Origin of the sequence: Caballeronia terrestris (genome assembly GCF_001544515.1) — a bacterium.
GTDB lineage: Bacteria > Pseudomonadota > Gammaproteobacteria > Burkholderiales > Burkholderiaceae > Caballeronia > Caballeronia terrestris.
Genome location: NZ_FCOL02000005.1, coordinates 17,647 through 42,663, shown reverse-complemented (window position 1 = coordinate 42,663; position 25,017 = coordinate 17,647). Strand labels below are relative to the sequence as shown.

The 25,017-nt window shown below is 65.8% G+C and carries 16 protein-coding genes; 10 read left to right on the top strand and 6 right to left on the bottom strand.

The genetic code is table 11. The annotated features are described in order from the left end of the window. From AWB67_RS06120 to AWB67_RS06095, 6 genes are read right to left on the bottom strand one after another with little or no spacing between them, the layout of a single operon-like run. Positions 1-891 (bottom strand): DUF4150 domain-containing protein, encoded by an 891-nt coding sequence (locus AWB67_RS06120; RefSeq protein ID WP_087655354.1) that lies wholly within the window; start codon positions 889-891, stop codon positions 1-3. A 3-nt stretch (positions 892-894) separates the two neighbouring features. Beyond that, entirely contained in the window at positions 895-1,977 is a 1,083-nt protein-coding gene (locus tag AWB67_RS06115; RefSeq protein ID WP_125477556.1) for a beta-ketoacyl synthase N-terminal-like domain-containing protein, read from the bottom strand. After that, complete coding sequence (locus AWB67_RS06110) at positions 1,955-3,013, bottom strand: DUF2169 family type VI secretion system accessory protein (protein WP_087655352.1); 1,059 nt, start codon at positions 3,011-3,013, stop codon at positions 1,955-1,957. The genes AWB67_RS06115 and AWB67_RS06110 overlap by 23 nt, the downstream gene beginning before the upstream one ends. A gap of 8 nt (positions 3,014-3,021) precedes the next feature. Further along, a complete protein-coding gene (locus AWB67_RS06105) occupies positions 3,022-3,573 on the bottom strand; it encodes a DUF6484 domain-containing protein (protein ID WP_087655351.1) in 552 nt (183 codons plus the stop codon). Between the two features lie 18 nt (positions 3,574-3,591). Continuing rightward, a complete protein-coding gene (locus tag AWB67_RS06100) occupies positions 3,592-5,928 on the bottom strand; it encodes a type VI secretion system Vgr family protein (protein WP_087655350.1) in 2,337 nt (778 codons plus the stop codon). A gap of 29 nt (positions 5,929-5,957) precedes the next feature. Further along, entirely contained in the window at positions 5,958-6,440 is a 483-nt protein-coding gene (locus AWB67_RS06095) for an Hcp family type VI secretion system effector (protein ID WP_087655349.1), read from the bottom strand. Positions 6,441-6,584: 144 nt separating this feature from the next. On the opposite strand from AWB67_RS06095, the gene AWB67_RS06090 reads away from it, so the two are divergent. From AWB67_RS06090 to treY, 10 genes are all read left to right on the top strand, one after another. Next, positions 6,585-7,190, top strand: a complete 606-nt coding sequence (locus tag AWB67_RS06090; protein ID WP_235025054.1) for a type VI secretion system tube protein Hcp — start codon at positions 6,585-6,587, stop codon at positions 7,188-7,190. Positions 7,191-7,223: 33 nt separating this feature from the next. Then, positions 7,224-7,730, top strand: coding sequence for a type VI secretion system baseplate subunit TssE (tssE, locus tag AWB67_RS06085; protein WP_087655348.1), 507 nt, complete (start codon positions 7,224-7,226; stop codon positions 7,728-7,730). Positions 7,731-7,734: 4 nt separating this feature from the next. Next, the gene (tssF, locus tag AWB67_RS06080) at positions 7,735-9,645 is read left to right on the top strand and encodes a type VI secretion system baseplate subunit TssF (protein WP_087655347.1); all 1,911 of its coding nucleotides are present in this window, start codon (positions 7,735-7,737) and stop codon (positions 9,643-9,645) included. Continuing rightward, positions 9,621-10,679, top strand: a complete 1,059-nt coding sequence (gene tssG / locus AWB67_RS06075) for a type VI secretion system baseplate subunit TssG (RefSeq protein ID WP_087655346.1) — start codon at positions 9,621-9,623, stop codon at positions 10,677-10,679. Before tssF ends, tssG begins: the two co-directional genes overlap by 25 nt. A gap of 103 nt (positions 10,680-10,782) precedes the next feature. After that, positions 10,783-13,464 carry a type VI secretion system ATPase TssH gene (gene tssH, locus AWB67_RS06070; RefSeq protein ID WP_087655345.1) on the top strand — a complete coding sequence of 894 codons (2,682 nt, stop codon included), beginning with the start codon at positions 10,783-10,785 and terminating at the stop codon, positions 13,462-13,464. Positions 13,465-13,488: 24 nt separating this feature from the next. After that, positions 13,489-14,904, top strand: a complete 1,416-nt coding sequence (gene tagH / locus AWB67_RS06065; RefSeq protein ID WP_087655344.1) for a type VI secretion system-associated FHA domain protein TagH — start codon at positions 13,489-13,491, stop codon at positions 14,902-14,904. A gap of 833 nt (positions 14,905-15,737) precedes the next feature. Further along, a complete protein-coding gene (gene glgX / locus AWB67_RS06060) occupies positions 15,738-17,963 on the top strand; it encodes a glycogen debranching protein GlgX (RefSeq protein ID WP_087655343.1) in 2,226 nt (741 codons plus the stop codon). Between the two features lie 58 nt (positions 17,964-18,021). Further along, complete coding sequence (gene treZ, locus AWB67_RS06055; protein WP_087655342.1) at positions 18,022-19,908, top strand: malto-oligosyltrehalose trehalohydrolase; 1,887 nt, start codon at positions 18,022-18,024, stop codon at positions 19,906-19,908. Between the two features lie 35 nt (positions 19,909-19,943). Continuing rightward, positions 19,944-22,097 (top strand): 4-alpha-glucanotransferase, encoded by a 2,154-nt coding sequence (malQ, locus tag AWB67_RS06050; RefSeq protein ID WP_087655341.1) that lies wholly within the window; start codon positions 19,944-19,946, stop codon positions 22,095-22,097. After that, complete coding sequence (gene treY, locus AWB67_RS06045) at positions 22,094-24,976, top strand: malto-oligosyltrehalose synthase (protein WP_087655340.1); 2,883 nt, start codon at positions 22,094-22,096, stop codon at positions 24,974-24,976. The genes malQ and treY overlap by 4 nt, the downstream gene beginning before the upstream one ends. The last annotated feature ends 41 nt before the right edge of the window (positions 24,977-25,017 follow it).

Here is a 25,017-nt window from a genome sequence, read left to right as displayed (position 1 = left end):
TCAAGACTTACACGCCTTGCGAATCTTCTGTATCCACTCATCGTATTCTTTATTCGTAATCTTGTTGATGGCTTCCGCAGCCTTCGCATAGGCGTCCTGGCAGTTCTGGTCGTATTTCTTTATACCGTCTTTGTGCGACATCATGCGGTCGGTATCTTTTTTCGCCGCACCCTGAAGGTCGTTCGCGTCAGTGGATGCACTTGCCCGCGACTGCCCGTACGTACGGCTCGCCCTTTGATGCGCGCGCGTCGGAATGACGATTGTCAAAGCCAGATCGTCGATCGCCTTTTTAACGCACTTTCCTATTCTGACCTTCTTTTTGCCCTTGCCGGCAAGCAGCTTCGCCCTTTCCTTCAATGCGGCCTTCGACGGGATATGATCTCGCGCGCGCTTTCCTTTTTGTGACTTGTTCTTTTTCTGCTCGCCATACTGACCCAACTCCCCGCACTTCATTTCCACATCCTTCAGCATGATCTGTACGACAATCGGAATCACTCCCGCAGCATCCGCCGTGTTCTCGTTGTTCTGAAATTTTTTGTCAGAGAATCTGCATGCATTCTTGCCTTCCAGCTTGACGTCGAACGAATAGAGAAACCATGTCGACGCCTGCTTGAACGTGTTCGACTTGACACCGCCGACCGTGCCAGGCTCGTCTCCCGTGCTCATGGAGAACTTCGAGCCCTTGATCGCCGCCATGTTGCCGCCGTCCGCCTTGACCGTTGTGGTCCCGTCCGAAAGCGTGCTCGACTGGGACATGTTCGGATACGGCAGCGGCACGGGGCCACCGGGCGTCGGCGTCTTGCACATGTCCGGCAAGGTGGCGATCGACATCCACGTCGCGCCCTTGTGAACGAGCCCGTTCAGTTCACCATTGACCTTGACCGTTGCCATGCCTTACCTGCTCGAAACGCGGGCGATCAGCGCGGCGCCGCGTTCGCCCGTGTCGGAGCTGCACCAGACAAGCGCAGCCGCTCCGTTCGAGTACGCCTTGTAGAGCGCGATCACCGTGAGGACGAGCAACAATGGCGCCGATGCGGCCCCGACATCGCCCCAGCAGTCCGCGGGCGCCACGAATTCGCTGGGCGTCAGAAAGCGCTCACGCGTTCGCAGCACCGCGAAAGCGAACTCATCGGCGCGATACGGATCACCGTTCATGTCGCAGACGACATCGGTGATGCGCGCCCCCGCTGGCAAATCGGCGAGCGCCGTTTGAAACGCGTTCGTCAGCCCTCGTCCAACACACACCTCGCTGGTGCGTATCAGCTTGTCCTCCCGTGCAAGCGCCGTAGCGACCACTTCCGCAAGCGGCGTAATGCCGTGGCGCCGGGCGGCCTCGCGGGTCGCGACCAGCACGGCGCCTGCGCCTTCTCCCGGGATGAACCCCCAGGCGTTATTGCGCGGCGCGGCGCCATGAAGCTGCTCGGTCATTTCGAGCCATTCGAGCGTGTCGGGTTCGAGATAGGAGTCGGTCGCGGCGATCAGGCAGGCGTCCGCGCTGCCCGCGGCGAGCAGCTTTTGTGCTTGCCTCAGCAAGGCGAAGCCAGCCGCATGTCCGCCACGTGCGAACGATGTCCGGATGAACGCCTGCGGGAAATCGTCTTCCAGCGCATCGCGCAAGCGCTCACCGATATCGGCCGGCACGCCGGGCCGCTCTGCCGGAAAGCCGACGAAAAGAGCGATCTTCCAGGCAGGCTGCGGGCCGCCGTTCGCGGACGAATCCCTGAGCGCGCCTCGTATCGCGCCAACCAGACAATCGCTCATGCGCGCGACGACAGACGCGTCGGGAGGCAACCACGCGCACGCGGCGACGTGCATGGGCTCGCCGTCGGCATCGACCATGAACGGATGTTGCGTGAATCCGCTGATTCCCGCTCTGACCGCCGCCCCGCTCGACCATGCGGTGCGGCCGAGCGGCGTCGTGGCGCCCAGTCCGCAGACAACGAACGCGCCGTGCTCAGCCGACACTGAGGAGGTCATCCAGTTCCTCCTGCCGGCGAGTCGGGCGCGTCAAACGAAGATCTATGACGGTCCGGTCCAACTTGTAGACCTTCGCGTGGCATTCCATCGCGCTCTGCCAGATCAACGACACGCGCGGATAGTCGGGTTCCAGAAGCACGGTGTGCAGGTCGATTCGCTCGTGCTCCTGGTATGTACCGTCCTTGAAGCGCGTCTCGAAAACAAGATCCATGGTGGGCAGCATGAAATTCAGCCTTCCGACGCGCGACAGGTTGACGAGCGTCACAGGCTCGCCGCCGCGAAGGAAGCCCGCCGACTGCTGGTCCTCGGGCACGCTTTGGTAATAGCGTTCGTCGAAGTCGTCGGGCAGCAGCGGTTGCCGTTGCACGATCCACTTGTCGTCATAAGTGCCCGCGAATCGCGCCCGGCCGCTCCAGTTCGGAGCGATCACGCCAAAGCCCGCCGGTCTGGGCCGCGCATCCCATTGCGTGATGAGTTCGCCGGGGTACTCGATGTTAGGAAGCGGTTTCTGCCGGAGATGATTGCGCGATACGGCGAAGCCGGTGCCTGTCGGGTTGGGCCAGTACCAGTCCCGCTCGGGATGGGGTGACGCGCTGTCGATGCCGCCAAAGGCGCGCTCATAGACGAGTGGCATGGTCATGAACGGCTTCGGGTCGGAGACCGTCACGCCGTCCCCGAGCCATACTCGATCGCCCGTGACGCGCAGCACCTTGCGCGCGCTGCCGATGCGCATCGCGACATCCAGCCGTTGCGTGGGACGGCCGCCAGCGGCCCAGGCGGTCCCGTTCACCACGACGTCCGTGTTGCGCTTCGTGAGCACGAAGTCGTTGTCGCAGACAATGCTCGACCTGCCGGGCGCGCCGCGATAGGACGGCGTGCGCATGGCCCCGGGCTGCTGCGGCGCGATGTGCGTGGAGCCGTCGTCGCGAATGTCGAAAGTCGCTTTCACGACCACCAGCCACGTCTCGGCTCCCTGCATGTCGCGTATCCAGCTTTGCGCAGCGGCGAAGGGAGTGCGATTCTTGATCTGCCACATGGTTTAGGTCAGTTGATGTCGACAAGCGCGCCTTTGATCTTGATCGCGCCTGTCGAGCGGCTGAGCACATAGGCTCCCTGAATCACGATCCGGCCCGCCTTGGTGAGCGTGATGCTAGCCTTCCCGCAGGACAGCACGACCTCGTCGCTGGCCGCTATCGCGCAACGCCCGACGAGTGGCGCGGAAGGCCGCCCCGCAGGCCATTCGCTACCCGGCAGGAGCCCCGTGCAATCGACCACGCCGACTATCACCGGATGTGCGCCGGCGGGATCCTCGCAGACGACGACATGCGACCCTCCCGGCCGTGCGGCGAGCGGGACCGTGGAACGCGCCCGCACCACTTCGACGCCGTTCGTCCGCGTGATGCCGACGAGCGGCCAGCCGTCGGGCCCGAAGCCCACGAAGAGCGCGACGACGGGCGTGGTCCATCTGATGCTGTTCGCCGGCAGTTCGCCGGTCGCGCCGGTCGCTTCCGTGGCGCTCACGGCGCCTGGCATCGCCGAGTTTCGCCCGGCAGGCTCCTCGGCCGCTTCCGTGCACGCGTCGCTTGGACCCTGCATGGCTTCCTCCCCTCCCCGTCAATTGATGCCGACTTTGCTGCCCTTGATGGTCACGTCGCTTGATGCCTTGCAATTGATGACGCCGCTGCCTTTGATGCTGATATCCTTCCCCTGAATCACGATCGTCCCATCCTTCTTCATGCTGATGCTTGCATCGCCGGTCTTGATGACCACCGACTCTCCCGCATCGATCACGAGATTCTTGCCCACCTTGAGCGCATCGTCCTCGCCGACCGAAACCGTCCGCCCTTTAGTCACGGTGCTCGACTGCGCCCCATTGATCGTCTCGGCGGCATCGTTCGCCACCGTCACCGTCTGACCGCCGCCCACATCCAGCGACTGATCCGATCCAACCGTCGTGGACTGACTCGCACCGACACTGACCGCCTGCTTCGCGCCGACGCTCACCGTCTGATCAGCCCCTATCGTCTCGATGTGATACGCCCCAACCGTCACCACCTGATACGCCCCGACCGTGACCGCCTGGAACGCGCCCACCGTCACTTCCTGCGCGGCGCCCACGGTGATCGTTTCGTTGATCCCCACCGTATGCGTTCGCTGCAGCAGAACGGTCGCCGTCTCACTCCCCTTCACCGTCTTCGTGCGGTTCGACCCGATCGTAATGCTCTCGTTGACGCCCACCGTCTCCGTCCGGTTCAACACGACATCGATCTTCTCGTTATTCCCCACCGTCTCCGTCCGGTCATGCTTCACATGGGTGATCTCATCGTTACCAATGGTCTTGGTCCGGTCATGCCCGACAGAATGGGACTCGTCGTTCTCGACTTCGATATCCTGATTCTTCTCCGCGTGCAGCAGCACCTGCTCCGCGCCCTTCTTGTCCTCGAAGCGCAACTCATTGCAATTCGCGCCGCTCCCGCCCTTGCTCGAGCGGCTCTTGATTCCCGACTGCGTCATGTTCCCCGGCAGGTCATAAGGCGGCATCTGCTCCGCGTTGTAGACGCGCCCGGTGATGATCGGCCGGTCGGGGTCGCCCTCCAGAAAATCGACGATCACCTCCTGTCCGATGCGCGGAATCGCCACCGCGCCCCAGCCCTTGCCTGCCCACGGCTGCGATACGCGCATCCAGCACGAACTGTTCTCGTCGCGCTTGCCTTGCCGGTCCCACACGAACTGCACCTTCACGCGGCCGTAGTTGTCGGTATAGATCTCGTCACCGCCCGGTCCGACCACGGCCGCCGTCTGTGGTCCCTGCACGAAGGGCTTCTTCGTGCTGCGCGCGGGCGCGAACGGCTGCTTCGCATCGATCGCGGAAAACCAGCATTCGCAGCGGCTCGGCTGACTGTCCTCCAGCGCCTCATAATCCGCGAGATCGACTTCGTAGCGCGTGCGCGTCACGAGATACTGCGTGTTCTGGTCGTCGCGCGGATGACGCTCGAGCTTCAGCAAACTGCCGATCCGCACGCTCGCGCTGTTGGTCCGCGCATCGACCTGATGCCAGTTGACCGCCGTATCGCCCGCCAGCGACGGATCGGCGCACAACTCGTCGGCACGCGCCTTCGCGCGGCTCTCGCCGTAGTCCGGATCGGTATAGCCGCCCGGAAAATCGAAGTGCTCGAGGTCGCTGAACCCGTCGAAGCCAGGCATGCTTTTCACCGCCTTCTTCTGCAACGGCCGCGACGGATGCTTGAAGTCGTAATCGGTCAGGAGCCAGTTGTGCGTCTCGATCTCGTGATGCGTCCGCCATTCGCTGACATACTCGGCGCCGGGCGCGGCGCTCATCACGGCGCCGTACGGCAGCGACTCGAAGCCCGGCACGCTCTCGTGCGTGGCGAGCGTATCGGTGAGAATCAGCGACTCTTTACCATCGCGATCCTGATACCAGTAGTAGATCCCTTCGTCCTCCAGCAGCCGGCTCACGAAATTGAAATCCGATTCGCGATACTGCACGCAATACTCGCGCGCCGGATGCTTGCGCGAGTTCGCCTTCCACTTGATCTCGCCGAACTCGACACTCTTGTAAACCGGGTCCGCGAAAATCGCCTTCACGATGTCCTCGACGCTCTTGTTCTGAAAAATCCGGCAATTGCTGCGGCGCGTAAGCAGCCACAGCCAGGGCCGCACCTCGGCTTCGTACACGTGCAGCCGCCCGCGCATGCCGGTCTGCCGAAAGCCGACCACGTAGCCCGCAAAAATGCGCGCCTTGGCTTTCGGCACCTGCAGCGACACCGTGACGCGCTTGCCGAGAATGCGCTTGAAGTCGATGTCCGCGCGCTTCGAGACGAGCGTCAGTTCGCAGCTGAACATCCGCCCGAGCTCGGCGCTCGCGCGCATGCCGAGGAACAGCAGGTCGTCGCCGAGCGGCGTATCGATGCTCGCGAGCGGCGGCGCCATAATCCTTGCGTCCGGCGCGCGCGGCCGCCTTAACGCACTTCCGTGCTCTTGCAGTCGAGACCGAACTTGACCCCGCCGCCGAGCGCGCCCTTGTCGTCCTGCGGCTTGTATTCGAACTCGATGTCGGCGTAGCTCAGGCTCACGCTTTCCGACACCTCGCCGCCGCCCGAGCCGGAGAGCCCGACGCTCACCACCATCACTTCCTTCATGGTGACCGTGAGAAATTCCTTCTGCCCTTCGCCCGCCTTGCTGACGGTCAGCTTGGCATTCGCGAGATGCTTGCCGGACGCGCAGCTTTTTGCGAGCGTCGGCGACGCCTTGTCATAGACATGCATGAACGTGAAGAGCCCCGGCACGGCCTTGCCGACGCCGCTGCCGCCGCCAACGGTGGCACTCGCCGCGTTGTCGATATTCCAGGCGAACTGCTGGATCTCGATCTGCCCGACCGCGTCCTTGTGCTTCGATTCGCCGTCGATTCCGTCGATCTTCAGGTAGCTGTCGATCGTAGCCATGTCTTGCTCCCATGATGAGCCGTTCCATACCCGCTAGTTAAACGAAGCATCGCGTGCGTTTTTGAAGGGTCCGGTCTTCAAAATCCCGCGCCGCGCGCCGTCTTATCTTCGATGCACACCGTCCGCGAGCAGATCCAGCCGAGAATGACGATGCCAAGCGCCGATCCGTCGCCTTCCCAGAACCCGAGCCGCCTGACGCTCGACTACCTTCGCCAGTTCGACGCGCTCGCGCTCACCGCATCCGACGACATGTTCCTGCACGTCGTGCCGAAGCGCAGCAACACGCCGGTGAAGGGCGAGGCGCCGGCGCGCGGCGATTGGGAGACGCCGATGCAAATCCACGGCTGGCGCTGGGCGCAGGGCTACGACGCGCTGCGTGCAGGCCAGGCGCTCAACGCGAACGACATGCGCGTAACCGACATCGGCGTGATCAAGCTGGTCGATGCGGCCTCTCCCGCCATCGCCAAGCTGTGCGCGCAGGCAGAACTGCTCGCGCTCGCGCACATCAAGTGCTTCAAGGCGGGCGGACCGGACAGCGACGTGCAGATCGAGTTCCTGTCGATGAAGCTGGAAGACGCGTACGTGCGCAACTACCACATCTATACGAGCGAGCGCCTCGCGCGCGTGTGCGAGCTGTTCGAGCTGTCGGCGCAGAAGCTGACGATGACCTGCGCGCCGCAGAAGCAGACCGGCGCGCGCGGCGCGGAAGTGACGTTCGCGCTCGACGTCCTCACGCGGCGCGTGACATGAGCGCGCCGCGCGCGGTGCCTTCCCGGAGCGCTCATGGCCGAACCGCTCGCGAGTGAACGCCTGCAGCCGTCGCTGCTCGATCGCCTGATCGACGACGATCCGCAAAGCCGCGTCGAGGCGCCCGATGCGCGCTTTCTTACGCGCCGCGCGTTGCGCCACGCCGTGCTGCGCGACCTCACGTGGCTGTTCAACACGACGAGCCTCGGCGACGAGATTCCCGCCGGCCGCTATCCGGACGCCGCGGCGTCGGTGCTCAATTTCGGCTTGCCGTGCCTGTCGGGCCGCTTTGCATCGACGGTCGATGCCGTCGTCCTCGAACAGGCGATCCGCCAGGCGATCCAGCGCTTCGAGCCGCGCATCGCGCCGGCATCGATCGAAATCGAACCGGTGCTCGACCGCTCGGTGCTCGACATGCACAACCAGATTTCGCTCGTGATACGCGGTCTGCTATGGGCGCAGCCAGTGCCGCTCGAATTCGCGCTGCGCACCGAGATCGATCTGGAAGAAGGCGGCATCACCGTGACCGAGCTGCCTCGCTGATCCCATGGACCCGCGCCTCCTTCGACACTACAACACCGAACTCGCGCATCTGCGCGAGATGGGCGCGGAGTTCGCACAGCAGTTTCCAAAGATCGCGGCGCGCCTCGGCATCAACGGTCTGGACGTTTCCGATCCGTACGTCGAGCGTCTGCTGGAAGGCACGGCGTTTCTCGCGGCGCGCGTGCAGTTGAAAATCGAAGAGGAGTTTCCGCGTTTTACGCAGAATTTGATGCAGGTCGTGCTGCCGCAGGCGGTGTGTCCGACGCCGTCGATGCTGATCGCCCGCCTCGCGCCCGATCCCGGCAATCCGAACCTGATGGACGGCTTCACGGTGCCGCGCCACACGTCGCTATTGGCTGTGCATTCGGTCTGCGATACGGCCGCGTGCGAATTCCGGACCAGCGCCGACCTCACGCTCTGGCCCATCGAAATCACCGAGGTGAAGTATCAGGCGCAAGTATCGGATTTGCCGCTTGCGACGCTCGCCGGCACACGCGCGATCCACAAGCGCGTGAAGGGCGCGCTGCGCTTGCGCCTTTCAGCGACCGAAGGCGTGACTTTCGACGCGTTGAACCTCGACAGCCTGCGCTTCTATTTCTCGGGCGGCGAGGACACCGCCTGGAAGCTATTCGAACTCGCGACGGGCAGCGCACTCGCCATCGCGATCACGACGCCCGAGCGGCCCGCCAAGCTCGTCCACGTTCTACCAGGCGATGCGATCCAGTGCGTGGGCTTCGACGATGACGAAGCGCTGCTGCCCGTCACCCCGAACGCTTTTCAGGGCTATCGGCTGCTGCACGAATATTTCGCGTTCGCGCAACGTTTTCGCTTTGCGCGGCTCGATGGCCTCACGGACGCGTTGCGCTCGTTCGCGTCGCGCGACATCGAACTGACGATCCTGCTCGGCAACGGCGACGTCGCGCTCGAACGGATCGTGTCGCGCGAGCACGTGCAACTGGACTGCGTGCCGGCGATCAATCTGTTCTCGAAGCACGCGGACCGTGCGTTCGTATCCGATGGCGTCGCCGAATTCCACGTGGTGCCCGAGCGCACCCGTCCGCTCGATTTCGAGGTGCACACGGTCACCGCCGTCAGCGGCTACGGCACCGGCGACGAACGCGAGCAGCCGTTCCACCCGTTCTATTCAGATTTCCTCGCCGACCGGCCGGTCGACGCGGCCTATTTCACCGTCCGGCGCGAACCGCGCGTCGTGCCCGCCGAAAGAAAGCGCAGTGGCGACCGGACCGAATACGTGGGCAGTGAAGTGTTCGTTTCCATCGTCGACCCGAACGAGGCGCCGTATCGCCGCGAGCTGCGGCAGCTCGCCTTCGAGACGCTCTGCACCAACCGCGACCTGCCTCTCCTGCTGCCGCTCGCCGTGAGTGGCAATGGCAATGGAAGCAGCACGGGCAACGACTTCACGCTCGACATCGCCGCGCCGGTTTCGTCGGTGCGCGCGATGACCCGGCCTTCGCCACCGGCGGCGCCCTCGCCCGATGCGGGCCAGGGCTGGCGGTTGATCGACCAGTTGTCGCTGCACTACCTCTCGCTCGCTGGCGAAGATCCGAAAGCCGGCGCCGCCGCGTTGCGCGCGCTCCTGATGCTGCACGTCGCGGCAAATGACAGCGCCGGCCGCAATCAGGTGGCGGGCGTTTTGTCGGTGGCTGCGCGGCCGGTAGTACGGCGCCTGCCGATGCCCGGGCCGATCGCGTTCGGGCGGGGCCTGCGCATCGACGTCGCCGCCGACGATATGGCATTCCAGGGCGGCAGCGCGTATCTGCTCGGCTGCGTGCTGGATCGTTTCTTCGCGCGCTATGTCTCGATCAACGCCTTCGTGCAGACGACCCTTCGCACGCCCGCACGCGGCGAAATTCTGAGCCTTCCCCCGCGATGCGGAACCCGGCCGATCTTCTGACCCCACCGGAGGGCATTCCGGCCGCCATCGAAGCGCTCGCCCTCGACGCGCTGTTCGAGCGCGTAGCCGCCGAGCCTCATCGATACGACTTCCTGCAACTGATGCGCCAGATCGAGGCGCTGACGCCACACTTGCCGCGCCTCGGCACCGGCGCGCGTCCCGCCGACGAACCGGTGCGGCTTGCGCAGGACGTCTCGCTCGCGTTCGCTCCCGCGCCGCTCGCCGCGCTCACGCGAAGCGACGGCACCGCGCCGCGCCTTTCACAACGCTTCTTCGGACTGTTCGGGCCGAACGGGCCGATGCCGCTCCATCTGACGGACTTTGCCCGCGAGCGCATCCTGCATCACGGCGACGCGGCCTTTTCGCGTCTCGCCGATCTCCTGATGCACCGCTTCCTGCTGCTCTTTTACCGGACGTGGTCGCAGTCGCGTCCGGTCACGAACCTCGATCGCCCCGAAAGCGACCGCTTCGCTTTCTACACCGGCTCGCTGATCGGCCTCGCGGGCGATGCCTGCTGCGAGCGCGACGCGGCGTCCGATCGCGCGAAGCTCTACTTCGCCGGCGTGCTCAACATGCAGACGCGGCCGCTCGATGTCCTCGAAGCCGTCTTGCGTTCCGTGCTGCGCGTGCCCGTCAGGATCGAGCCGTTCTGCGGCCACTGGATGACGCTCGAACGTGACGAGCGCACGGTGCTGGGACGACCGACGCGTCTGGGAGCTGGCGCCGTGCTCGGCGCGCACGTATGGGATCGCCAGCACAAGTTCCGGCTCTGGATCGGACCGCTAACGCTCGCCGCCTACGAATCGTTTTTGCCGGGCGGCGCGGCATGCGCGCCGCTCGTCGCGCTGGTGCGTCTGCATCTGAACCGCGAGCTCGCCTGGGACGCGAAACTCGTGCTGCGCGCGAGCGAGGTGCCGCAGGCGACGCTCGGCCGCTATGGCCGGCTCGGCTACTCGGCGTGGCTCGCGCGGCACGGACGCACCGCCGACGCCGCAGATCTCGCGCTCGACGCCGACACGCGCACACCACGCTGACGCGCCTTTCAAAAAAGCCCTGCGCCGGGCCGTCTTATCAGAATGATGACGCGCGGCGCCGCCTCGCGCTAACGCAGTCGAAGGGGTCGAAGGAGTCACCACGATGGCGGAAATCAGTCGCGTCGCCTTGTTCGGCAAGCTCGGCCAGGTCGGCTACAAGTCCGTGGAAAGCGCCACCGTGCTGTGCCGGATGCGCGGCAATCCGTACGTGGAACTCGCCCACTGGCTGATGCAGATCGCCGAGACCGCCGACTCCGACCTGCAGCGGCTCGTCAGGCACTACGGCATCGATGCCGCCGTCCTCGCGCGCGATCTCACGGCATCGCTCGATCGCCTGCCGCGCGGCGCAAGCGCAATCTCCGACATCTCCGAGCACATCACCGATGCAATCGAGCGCGGCTGGGTCTACGGCACGCTGCTGTTCGGCGCGAACAAGGTGCGCACGGGCCATCTGATGATCGGCATCCTGAAGACGCCGCGCCTTCGCAATGTCGTGCTCGGCGTTTCGCGCCAGTTCGAGCGGATCAAGCTGGAAGACTTCTCGGATCACTTCGCGCAGATTCTGGCGGGCTCGGCGGAAGACGAAGCGAACGAGCCGCAGCCCGCCGCCGAACGCGCCGACGGTTCCGGCCCGGCGCCCGCGAGCATGGGCCGGCAGGAGGCGCTCGGGAAATACGCGACCGACCTGACCGCGCGCGCCCGCGAAGGCAAGCTCGATCCCGTCACAGGACGCGACGAGGAGATCCGCCAGATCGTCGATATCCTGATGCGCAGGCGGCAAAACAATCCGCTCCTGACCGGCGAGGCGGGCGTCGGCAAGACGGCCGTGGTCGAAGGGTTTGCCGCGCGGCTCGTGCGCGGCGACGTGCCGCCGTCACTGCGCGACGTGACGCTCTACGCGCTCGACCTCGGCCTGCTGCAGGCGGGCGCGAGCATGAAAGGCGAATTCGAGCAGCGGCTGCGGCAGGTAGTCGACGAGGTGCAGGCGAGCCCGTCGCCGGTGATCCTTTTCATCGATGAGATTCATACGCTGATCGGCGCGGGCGGCGCGGCCGGCACCGGCGACGCCGCGAATCTGCTGAAACCGGCGCTCGCGCGCGGCGATCTGCGCACCATCGGCGCGACGACCTGGGCGGAATACAAGAAGTACATCGAGAAGGACCCGGCGCTCACGCGGCGTTTCCAGGTCGTGCAGGTTCACGAGCCGGGTGAGGCGAAAGCCGTGCAGATGCTGCGCGGCGTGGCGTCGGTGCTGGAGTCGCATCATCGCGTGCTGCTGCTCGACGAGGCGATCGAGGCGGCCGTGCGGCTGTCGCACCGCTATATTCCCGCGCGCCAGTTGCCGGACAAGGCGGTGAGCCTGCTCGACACGGCCTGCGCGCGCGTCGCCGTGAGCCAGCACGCAACGCCGCCTCAAGTCGACGACTGCCGCCGCCGGATCGAGGCGCTCGAGGTCGAGGCGGGCATCGTCGGGCGCGAAGCGAGCATGGGGATCGACGTGGGCGCGCGAGAGAGCGGCGTCGCGGAGGCGCTCGCGCGTGAGAGAGCCTCGCTCGAAACGCTGGAAGCGCGCTGGAACGAGGAGAAAGGTGTCGTCGACGAATTGCTGAAGGTGCGCGCCGCGCTGCGCGCAGGCGGCGCGAGCGTCGACGAAGCGGCGCCGCCCACGGATGAAGCAGACGCTGCCGCCACGAGCCGCGCCACGCTGCTCGAACGCCTCGCCGCGCTGAAGGAGCGCCTCGCGGGCCTGCAGGGCGACGCGCCGCTGATCCTGCCGAGCGTCGATGCCGCCGTCGTCGCGGCGGTCGTCGCCGACTGGACGGGCATCCCGGTCGGCCGCATGGTCAGGAACGAGATGGCCACGATCCTCGGCCTCGCCGAGACGCTCGACCGCCGCGTCATCGGCCAGCGCCACGCGCTCGACATGATCGCGCGGCGCATCCAGACTTCGCGCGCGCGCCTCGACAATCCCGACAAGCCGGTCGGCGTGTTCATGCTGTGCGGGACCTCCGGCGTCGGCAAGACGGAAACGGCGCTCGCGCTCGCCGAAGCGCTCTACGGCGGCGAGCAGAACGTCATCACGATCAACATGAGCGAGTTCCAGGAAGCGCATACCGTCTCGACGCTCAAGGGCGCGCCGCCTGGCTACGTCGGCTATGGCGAAGGCGGCATTCTCACCGAGGCGGTGCGCCGTCGCCCTTACAGCGTCGTGCTGCTCGACGAGGTGGAGAAGGCGCATCCGGACGTCCACGAGATCTTCTTTCAGGTCTTCGACAAGGGCTGGATGGAGGACGGCGAAGGACGCTATATCGACTTCAAGAACACGATCATCCTGCTCACGTCGAATGTCGGTTCGGAAGTGATCATGCGCCTGTGCCGCGATCCCGAACGCACGCCCGCGCCCGACGTGCTCGCCGCCGCGCTGCGCGAGCCGCTTCTCGCCGTGTTCCCGGCGGCGCTGCTCGGGCGGGTCGTGACGGTGCCGTACTACCCGCTCTCCGACGCCATGATGGCGAACATCGTGCGGCTGCAACTGGAGCGCATCCGGCGGCGGGTCGCGGAGAATCACGGCATCCCGTTCGAATTCGACGACGAAGCCGTCCGGCTCATCGTCTCGCGCTGTACGGAGGCGGAATCCGGCGGCCGCGTGATCGACGCACTGTTGACCAATACCGTGCTGCCGCGCATTTCGACCGAATACCTGACGCGCCTCACCGAGGGCGTCAGCCTGGCGCGGATTCGACTGTCGGCGACGGCGGGCGACTTCGTGTACGAATTCGACTGACCGTGCGATAAAGCGCGCCACGCGATGCTGACGCTCACCGTCATCCGCTTCAACGGCCACGCACCGGCCGCGCCGCTCACCGCCACCTTCGATACGGCGGGCGGCACGATCGGGCGCGCCGATTCGAACCGGCTCGTGCTCGAGGACGCCGAGCGCACGGTGTCGCGCGTGCATGCGCAGATCGTCTGGCGAGAGGGCGAATTCAGGCTGATCGACCGAGGCAGCAATCCCGCGCTCGTGAACGGCCGGGCGCTGGAACCGGGTCAGGAAGTCACTGTAGGCGACGGCGACGAAGTGCAGATCGGCGGGTATCAGTTGCATGCGAGTGTTTCGGCGAGTGCTGCTTTCGATGCGTTTCCGGCCACCGAATTTTCCTCTTCGGATACCCAAAGCGACCCCTTCGCCGATCTCTTCGGGGAACCGCAAGCGGCGCGCGCACCGAAAGAGGCGGAAGAACTCGACGAGCTCTTCCGCCCCGCGCCCGCGCCGTTGGACGCGATCGAACCGACGTCACCGAAGCTTCTCGCCGACGACTTCGACTTCGGCTTCGACGACCCGGCATCGAACCGGTCGATCGACGAGTTGTTCGATCTTGGCGCGGGCACCGATGCGCGCGGCTTGTCACCGATCGACGATCCGCTGAGCGCGCCGAACACCTCGGGCGACGGCGATCCCTTCACGAACCTCACCGCGCCGCGCCGTCACGATGCGCCGCCGCCCACGGTGTCCGACAGCGGCTCCGAGCTGCACAGCGCGTTCGCGCCGCCGCGCACGCGCCGTGCGCAGCCACCGGAAGAAGCGTCGCCGGGCACCCGGGAAACACGCGCCGACGATGCCCAGGCACTCGCCGAAGCATTCCTGCGCGGCCTCGACGCGCCGGGCGTGCGCATCGACGCCCTCACGCCCGAACTCATGGAACGCGTGGGCGCGCTGCTGCACGAGGCGACGCACGGCACGCTCGATCTGCTCGCCGCCCGCGCCGCCACGAAGCGTGAAATGCGTTCCGAAGCGACGATCATTGCGGCGAGCGAGAACAATCCGCTCAAGTTTTCGCCGAATGTCGAGACGGCGCTCGCGCACCTGCTGCAGCCGCCCGCGCGCGGCTTCATGCCAGGCGCGCTGGCGCTCCAGGAAGCCTACGACGACTTGCGCGCGCATCAGGTCGGTTTCATCGCCGGGATGCGGGCGGCGCTCGACGGCGTTTTCGAACGTTTCGAGCCGGCGAAGATCGAAGCGCGCCTCACCGAGCGCTCGCTGCTCGATGCGCTGTTACCGCAACTGAACCGCCGCGCGCGGTGCTGGACGCTTTTCGCCGAACTCTACGGCGATCTCTCGCAAGAAGCCGCGGAGGATTTTCATACGCACTTCGGCCGGGCGTTTATTGCTGCGTATGAGGCGCAGATCGATCGGCTGAAGGACCAGCGGGGGTGGGGGCGATAGCGCGCGGGGGGCGGTTGGTTGGTTGTTAACACCGTTTGATGCACTAATGCTCCTATGAAATTTGTATTGGTGTCGGTCTATTTGCTCTGCCCCTGTCCGGGGCGGGACTCACTTCCTTTGCTGCTGCAAAGAAAGTAAGCAAAGAAAGCAGCTTTCAACCGCCAGTGCTACCAAACCCTCAACTTGCGTAACAACGGATTGGCGCTGGAGAGTAAGTGTCGCCCTCACGGTGGAACCGGCCTTGGCTCTCGGACCCACTGTGTCAACTCGCGGTACGCCGGACAGGTGCAGCAGTCATACATCCGTGCTCGCGCTACGCGCTCAGACGTGGGGTGCACGGCGCAGGGAATCAAGGCAGGCAGGGAGCTTGAGTTTGTGAACCCCACATCTGCGCGAAGCGAGGACGGCGCTATCCTCGCGCTACGCGCTCAGACGTGGGGTGCATCGGGCAGGAGTCAAGGTAAGTGGAGAACACCAGTCAGCCGATGGGTTTTAGTGAACCCCCCGTCGGAGCGAAGCGAGGACGGAGCCAAACGGAGCGCATACCACTCAGAGGAAGTGCGCGTTGCCACAGTGGGTCCGCGAGCCAAGCCCGGCTCTGCCGTGAGGGCGACACTTACTCTCCAGCGCCAATCCGTATTGACGCGAGTGAAGGTTTGTTAGCACTGGCGGTTGGAAGCTGCTTTCTTTGCTTACTTTCTTTGCAGCAGCAAAGAAAGTGAGTCCCGCCCCGGACAGGGGCAGAGCAAATAGACCGAAAAGAAAACAAGTTCCATAGAAGCCTTAGCGCATCAAACCGTTTCCCCCTTTGAACGAGCAAACGCGAGTACCCAATGGCTAATGCACTTCCCGAAAAGTTGCTCCCGGGCGCCCCTTATCCGCTCGGAGCCAACTGGGATGGTTTAGGCGTGAACTTCGCGGTGTTTTCATCGAATGCGCACCGCATCGAGGTGTGTCTCTTCGACAGCACGGGCCGAAAGGAGCTGATGCGCTTCGACCTGCCCGAATGCACCGACGAAATCTGGCACGGCTATCTGCCGGGCGCGCACCCCGGCACCGTCTACGGCCTGCGCGCGCACGGTCCCTACCAGCCGCACCAAGGCCATCGCTTCAACCCCCACAAGCTCCTGCTCGACCCCTACGCGAAAAAACTCGTCGGCCCCTGGCGATGGTCCGACGCGCTCTTCGGCTATCGCGTGCATTCGAACCGCCTCGATATGTCGATGGACCGCCGCGACTCCGCACCCGCGATGCCCAAAGCCATCGTCACGGACGACGCCTTCGACTGGTCCCGCGACGTCCGCCCCAACATCCCTTGGGGCGAAACGATCATCTACGAAACGCACGTGCGCGGCACGTCAATGCTGCGCAACGACATCCGTCAGCACGAACGCGGTTCGTTCGCGGCGCTCTCGTCGCCGTGGTTCATCGAGCATCTGCAAAAACTCGGCATCACCGCCGTCGAATTCCTGCCGGTCCACGCATTCCTCAACGACCGCTTTCTCGTCGAAAAGGGCCTGCGCAACTACTGGGGCTACAACACGGCGGCGTTCTTCGCGCCGGAGCCTTCGTATCTGTCCACACACCGCTTGAACGAGATGCGCATCGCCGTGCGGCAACTGCACGCGGCCGGCATCGAAGTGATCCTCGACGTGGTCTACAACCACACCTGCGAAGGCAACGAACTCGGCCCGACCGTCTCCTGGCGCGGCCTCGACAACGCGAGCTACTACCGCCTGATCCCCGGCGACGAGCGCCGCTACATCAACGAAACCGGCTGCGGCAACACGGTGAACCTGTCGCATCCGCGCGTGCTGCAGATGGTCATGGACTCGCTGCGCTACTGGGCGACCGCGTTCAACATCGACGGCTTCCGTTTCGATCTCGGCGTCACGCTCGGCCGCGAAGGTCACGGTTTCGACCCCGGTTCCGGCTTCTTCGATGCGATCCGCCAGGACCCCATCCTCTCGACACGCAAGCTGATTTCCGAACCGTGGGACATCGGCCCGGACGGCTATCAGGTCGGCAATCATCCGCCGGGTTTCGCCGAATGGAACGACAAGTTCCGCGACGGCGTGCGCCGCTTCTGGCGCGGCGATGCCGGCATGCGCCCTGACCTCGCGGCACGCCTGACCGGATCGGCGGAACTGTTCAACCGGCGCTTCAGGAAACCGTGGGCGTCGCTGAATTTCGTGGCATCGCACGACGGCTTCCCGCTCGCCGATGTGACCGCCTACGAGCACAAGCACAACGAGCTGAACCAGGAGGGCAACAACGACGGACACAACGAAAATTGCAGCGCAAACTGGGGTGTGGAAGGCCCGTCCGTCGATCCGCAGATCAACGAGACGCGCGGCCGCGTCGCGCGCTCGCTGATCGCGACGACGCTCCTGTCGCTCGGCACGCCGATGCTGCTCGGCGGCGACGAATTCGGCCGCACGCAACGCGGCAACAACAACGCGTACTGCCAGGACAACGAGACCTCGTGGATCGACTGGGCACAGGCGCAGACGCCGGAAGGAAAAGCGCTGACGGAGTACATCGCGCGCGTCGTTGCACTGCGCAAAAAATACCCGGTGCTGCGCGAACCGCGCTTCCTCTACGGCGATCGCGAAGTGCTGCCGGGCCTCTACGACGTGAGCTGGTTCGACGAGCGCGGCACGGCGCTTGCGATCGAGGCATGGCAGGACCCGGAAGGCCGCGCGCTGACGCTGCGCCGCGCTGGGCCGGGCCTGTCGGGCGACACGGACGTGATCCTGCTGATGCTCAACGCGTCGTCGCACGCGCTTACGTTCGCGCCTCCGCCACCTCACTTGGAATGGAACGTGCTCCTCGATAGCGCGGACCCTGATGCACCGCAGCGGCCGCTCATCGGCGGCGAGATGGAAGTAGCCGCGCACAGCATCGTCGTGCTGCTCGCCCAGCCGACCGGCGACGCCGACTGGCAGGCGGTCTGGATGGCGGGCGCGCATCAGGGGCCGAGGCTTCTGACGGCGCTGCCGCCCGATCCCGGCACGATGGTGCCGCGCCAGCCGCCGGACACAGACTCTCATCACTGAGCGCAGCAAGGCAGAGCAACACCCGGCAACACCCAGCAACCGATAACGGCAGGAAACCATGTCTGAATGTCCGATCGATCCGCACAAGCATCACTACGCCTACTGCCTGCCGTTCGGCGCGCATCTCACGGGCGCGGCGCGAGATACGCCCCGGACGCGCTACCGGTTCTGGGCGCCCTCGCGCGAGACGGTACAGCTCGAAATCCACGGCGGCGCGAACGCCGCGCCCACGCTGATCGGCATGGAGCCGGCCGGCGACGGCTGGTTCGAAGCCGAAGCCGATGGCGGCGCCGGCACGCGCTATCTGTATCGGCTGGATAAGGACCTCGCGGTGCCCGATCCCGCGTCGCGCTTTCAGCCGGAGGACGTGCACGGCCCTAGCGAAGTCGTCGATCCGCGCGCGTATCGCTGGACGAACACGAAGTGGCACGGCCGGCCGTGGGAAGAGACGGTGCTCTACGAACTGCACGTCGGCGCGATGGGCGGCTATGCGGGCGTGACCGCGCGGCTGCCGGAACTGGCGGAACTCGGCGTGACGGCCATCGAACTGATGCCGCTCAACGACTTCTCCGGCACGCGCAACTGGGGCTACGACGGCGTGCTGCCGTACGCGCCGGACTCGTCGTACGGGCGCCCTGAAGAACTCAAGAAGCTGATCGACACCGCGCACGGCCTCGGCCTGATGGTGTTTCTCGACGTCGTCTACAACCACTTCGGCCCGGACGGCAACTACCTGAGCGCGTACGCGAAGACTTTTTTCCGCGAAGGCGTCAACACGCCGTGGGGCCCCGCGATCGATTTCGAGCGTCCGCAAGTGCGCGACTTTTTCTTCGACAACGCACTCTACTGGCTGCGCGAATATCGCTTCGACGGTTTGCGCCTCGACGCCGTCCACGCGATCGACGACGACGAATGGCTGCGCGAACTCGCCCACCGCGTGCGCAGTTCGGTCGAAACGGGGCGGCATGTGCATCTCGTGCTCGAAAACGAGCACAACACGTCGAACTTGCTGGAGACGCATTTCAACGCCCAGTGGAGCGACGATTCGCACAATACGCTGCACGTCCTGCTGACGGGCGAGGCCGAGAGCTACTACAGCGCGTATGTCGAGAAGCCGATCGAAAAACTCGCGCGCGTGCTGTCGGAGGGCTTCGTGTATCAGGGCGATCCATCGCCGATTCACGATGGCAAGCCGCGCGGCGAACCAAGCGCGCACCTGCCGCCAACCGCCTTCGTGATGTTCCTGCAGAACCACGACCAGGTCGGCAACCGCGCGATGGGCGAGCGCCTGCGTTCGCTAGTCTCCGACGACGCGCTCTTCGCCGCGACGGGTTTGCTGCTGCTCTCGCCGCAGATTCCGCTGCTTTTCATGGAGGAGCAGTACGGTTCGAAACAGCCGTTCCTCTTCTTCACCGACTATCACGACGAACTCGCCGATGCCGTGCGCGAAGGACGTCGCCGGGAGTTCGCGAAGTTTTCCGCATTCACAGACGAAAAGCGCCGCGCGCAGATCCCCGATCCGAACGCTGCGAGCACGTTCGAGATGTCGTCACCCAAGGGCAGCGCTGAAGAAAACGAATGGCTGCATTTCTACCGCTCGGCGCTCGCGGTGCGCGCGAAGCTGATCACGCCGCGCCTGAAGGATGCGAAGGCGCGCGGCGCGACCGTGCTCGCAGACAAAGCGATCACCGCGCGCTGGCGCCTCGGCGACGGCGAAACGCTCACCATCGCGCTCAATCTCGGAGGCGAGAGCGTCTCACTCGGCGAAATCCCGCCCGGCAAGATTATTTTCGAGACGCCGGCGCGCGCACAGGATCGCGTGAAGCGCGGCGAACTCGGCGAGCACACGTTCGTCGCGTGGCTGACGGGCGAGGTGAACGACTACGCCAGCGCCCACGACGCGCGCCGCTTCGAAGCCACGACGACCGAAGGACAAGCCTTGTGAGCGCGACCACCGCCAACCCATCCACGCCTGCACCGATGAGCGCGATCGAGACGCTCGCCGCGCGCGCGGGCTTCGAAGTCGAATGGCTCGACGCGCACAAGAACACGCGCCGCGTGCCAGAAACGACGCTGCACGTGCTGCTCGAACGCCTCGGCCTGCCGTGCGCCAACTCGACGCAGCTCAAGCACAGCCTGTCCGTGCTCGATGCCGAACTCTCCGGCCGCAAGCTGCCGCCGCTCATCACCGCCGAGGTGGATCGTGCGATCGCGTTGCCGGTGTCGGCGGCGAAATCGGGCGCGCGCTACAGGATCGAGCTGGAAAGCGGTGCCGTGATCGACGGCCGGTTCACGTCGCCGAAGGGCGAGCAGGCGCTGCTCTCGCCGATCGCCGAGCCGGGCTATCACACGCTCGTGATCAACGACCATCACACGACGCTCGCCGTCGCGCCGTCGCGCTGCTACACGATCGACGACGCCTGGCGGGCGCTGCACGACGACGATTCGCAAGACGCGCCGCCGCTCTGGGGCGTGGCGGCGCAGGTCTACGGGCTGCGCCGTCCGGGCGATGGCGGCGTCGGCGACTTCTCGTCACTCGCGACGCTTGCGATCCAGAGCGCGAAACGCGGCAGTCACGCCGTCGCGATCAGCCCGATGCACGCGATGTTCAGCGCCGAGCCGCAGAAGTTCAGCCCGTATTCGCCATCGTCGCGGCTCTTTCTGAACATCGCGCACGTCGACCCGGCCGCCGTACTCGGGGCGCCCGCTGCGCGTGCGGCGATCGAGCACGCGGGCGTCGCGGACGAAATGAAGGCACTGGAAGCGCTCCCGCTGATCGACTGGCCGCGCGCGTCGAAGGCAAAGCTCGCCGTGTTTCGTGCGCTCTTCGACACCTTCTCGCAAGACGGTGACTCGCCGTTCGCGAAGGATTTCGCGGCGTTCGTCGAAAGCGGCGGACGCGCGCTCGAAGACCACGCGCGCTTCGAAGCGCTGCAGGCCGCGCAGCTCAAAGCCGGCGGCAACGGCCACTGGCGCAACTGGCCCGACGAATTGCGCGACCCTCGAAGCGATGCCGTCGCGGCGTTCGCGGAGGCGAATCGGCGCGAAGTGGATTTTTATCTCTTCACGCAATGGCTCGCCGCGAAGGGCCTGGCCCACGCGCAGCATGCCGCGCAGGACGCCGGCATGGCGGTCGGACTGATCGCGGATTTGGCCGTCGGGTGCGACAGCGCGGGCAGCCACGCCTGGTCGTATCGCGACGAGATGCTCACGGGCGTATCCGTCGGCGCGCCGCCCGATCTCTTTAACCAGGCTGGGCAGTCGTGGGGACTTACCACGTTTTCACCACGCGCGATGCGCACGCAGGGCTTCTCCGCGTTCATCGACATGCTGCGAGCGTCGTTCGCGCGCGCGGGCGGCATCCGCATCGATCACATTCTCGGCTTGCGGCGTCTCTGGCTCGTGCCCGACGGCGAGCCCGCCAAGGACGGCGCCTACCTGCGCTACCCGCTCGATGACCTGCTGCGCCTGATCGCGCTCGAATCGTGGCGGCATCGCGCGATCGTGGTCGGCGAGGATCTCGGCACCGTGCCGCCCGGCTTCACGGAACGATTGCAGGAACACGGCCTGCTGGGCATCCGTGTGCTGTGGTTCGAGCGCGCCGTGAAAGGCGATGGTTTCAAACCGCCGCGCGACTGGGACCGCGGAGTAACCGCCACGACGACGACGCACGACTTGCCGACCGTCACCGGCTGGTGGCGCGGCGCGGACATCGAATGGCGCGCAAAGATCGGCCAGACGGCCGCGCGCGAGGACGGCCAGGACCCCGTCGCGCTCGCGATGGAAGAGCGCGCCACCGATCGCGACCACTTGTGGCAGGCGTTCCAGGACGCCGGCGTCGCGCCGCCCGACGTGAGCGCGCCGCCGGTCGAGAGCGCGCCGGTCGACGAGGCGCTGGCGTTCGTCGCCGCGACGCCCGCGCCGCTCGTCACATATCCGCTGGAAGATTTGCTCGCGCTCGCCGAACAGCCGAATTTGCCCGGCTCCATCGACGAGCACCCGAACTGGCGCCGGCGGCTCGCCGCGCCGGTCGAAGAACTGTTTCTCGACGATTCGTTCGCGGACCGGCTGCTGGCCGTCGATAGCGCGCGTTCCCGCTCAACGCTGAACCCACCACCGACCGAAACAAAATGACCGTACCGCGCTCCACGTTCCGGCTCCAGCTTCACAAGGACTTCACCTTCGACGACGCCGCCGCCCAGGTCGACTACCTTGCCGCGCTTGGGATCAGCCACGCCTACGCGTCGCCGATCACCACCGCGACGAGCGGCTCGACGCACGGCTACGACACCGTCGACTACACGCATGTGAATCCGGAACTCGGCGGCGAGGACGCGCTCAGGCGCTTCGTCGAGAAGCTGCGCGCGCACGACATGGGGCTGATCGTCGACGTCGTGCCGAATCACATGGGCGTCGGCGGCTCGGAGAACGCGTGGTGGCTCGACATCCTCGAATGGGGCCGGCACGCGGCGCACGCGCGCTTTTTCGACGTGGACTGGCATTCGCCCGATCCCGCGCTGCGCGGCAAGGTTCTGGCGCCCTTCCTCGGCGCGGCCTATGGCGAGGAGCTGCAGGGCGGCAAGATCAAGCTCGCGTTTCAGGCAGACGAAGGCCGCTTCGTGATCGAGTACTACGCGCACACGTTTCCGGTGTGCCCGGTCGATTACCCGTCGATCCTGCAGGAAGCGCCCGAGCTCGTGCAGCGTTTCACCGGCCTCACGACGCAGCCCGCCGACCAGCCGCGCGCCGCCGAAGCCCGCGCAGGGCTCGTCACGCTCGCCGCGACCGAAGGCGGCAAGGCCGCGATCGCCGCAACGCTCGCCGCGCACGGAGCGGGTTCGCCGCAGGGACGCGAGCGCCTGCATCGGCTGCTGGAGCGCCAGCATTTCAGGCTCGCCTGGTGGCGCACCGCCGCCGACGAAGTGAACTGGCGCCGCTTTTTCGACGTCAGCACGCTCGGCGGCGTGCGCGTCGAGCGGCCGGAGGTGTTCGAGGCGTCGCATGCGCTGATCTTCCGGCTCTTCACGGAGGGCCTGATCGACGGCGTGCGGATCGATCACGTCGATGGCCTCGCGGAGCCGCGCGAATATTGCCAGCGGCTGCGCCAGCGGCTCGAAGAACTGTCGAAGGAACGACCGGAAGCGCTTCAGCACGGCAACGGCCGGACGTATTTTGTCGTCGAGAAGATTCTCGCGCGCGGCGAGCCGTTGCGCGGCGACTGGCAAGTCGACGGCACGACCGGCTACGACTTCATGAATGACGTCGGCGCGCTGCTGCATGATCCGAAAGGCGCGGAGCCGCTCGCGCGCGCGTGGGCCGCGTTGTCTGGCCGAAGCGCCGATTTCGCCGACGAAGCGCACTTCGCGCGGCGCAAGATTCTGGCGGAGAACCTCTCGGCGGAGCACGATCGCGTGGCGCGGGCTCTGCACCGCATCGCCCGCGATACGCCCGCCACGCGCGATTTCACGTTTTCCTCGCTGCGGCGCGCAGTCGGCGAACTCGTCGTGCAGTTTCCCGTGTACCGCATTTACCCGGTGAACTCGGTGCGCAGCGCCGAGGACGACCGTTATTTCTTGCAGGCGTTATCGGGTGCGCGCGCCGTGTTGCCGCGCGCCGATCACGTCGTGCTCGATCAGGTCGCGCAATGGCTCGGCGGCAAGCTGCCGGACGAAGCACCCGTCGCCGAGAAGCCGCGTGAGCGCGCCGCCGAACGTGGCCGCGACCGCAATCAGGCGGCGGCGCAGGCGAACGCGCCCGCATCGACTGGCTCACAGCGGCGCAGTGCTCAGACGCTTTTTTCGCAACTTACGTCGCCGGTAGCGGCGAAGGCGGTCGAGGACACGGCGTGTTATCGATACGGACGGCTTTTGTCGCGCAACGAAGTGGGCGCCGATCCGGGCGAGTTCTCGTTGTCGGTCGACGAGTTTCACAAGGGCAATCTGGAGCGGTCGAAGGCGTTCCCGCACGCGATGCTCGCCACCGCGACGCATGATCACAAGCGCGGCGAGGACGTGCGCGCGCGTATCGCAGCGCTCTCCGAGATTCCCGACGAATGGGCCGCGACGCTCCACAACTGGTCGATTCTGAATACGTCATTGCGCCGTCCCGTCGATGGCGACGACGCGAACTGGGCGCCCGGTCCAGGCGCCGAGGCGATGTTGTATCAGACGCTCGTCGGCTGCTGGCCGCCGGGTTTGTCGCCGGATGACGAAGCTGGAGTGAAGGAACTGGCCGAACGCGTCGCGCAATGGCAGTTGAAGGCGCTACGTGAAGCGAAGCTGCGCACGAGCTGGTTCGCGCCCGACGAAGCCTACGAGAACGCGTGCGGCGAGTTCCTGTTCGACATCGTCGCGCCGCAACGGCGTGGCGGCTTTCTCAAAGAATTGCCGGCATTCGCGGAACGCATCGCGCGGGCGGGCGCGATCAACAGTTTTCAACAGACGTTGCTTCGGTTGACGGCGCCGGGTGTGCCCGATCTGTACCAAGGCACGGAATTGTGGGACTTCAGCCTCGTCGATCCCGATAATCGCCGGCCGGTGGATTACGAGCAGCGTCGTGCGTGGCTTGCCGAGGGTGAGGCGAAGGGACCGCCGTCCGAGCAGCTTTCGAACTGGCGCGACGGGCGCGTGAAACTCGCTCTGGTGCGCCGCGCGCTCGCGTTGCGGCAGCACGCGGCGTCGCTGTTCGCGCAGGGCGAATATCTGCCGCTAGAGGTAGAGGGCAAGCACGCGGATCGCGTGATCGCGTTCGCGCGGCATGCGGGCAGCGCATACGCGATCGTGATCGCGACGCGCCTCGCGGAGCCGCTGCTGGCGAAGAACGGCGATACGCCGCTCGTCGATGCGGATCAGTGGGGCGATACGGCGGTGATTCTGCCGGACGCGCTCGGCTCGCGCGCGCTGTTCGACTGGATGAGCACGGGTGCGCCGAAAGCCGATGGCCAGCGGCTTCTCGTGCGCGATGCGTTGGCGGTGATGCCGGTGGCATTGCTGGTGGAGGAAGGGGTGCGGTAAAGCCGGGAGACACGTCTATTAGAATGGACGTGTCTCCAGTT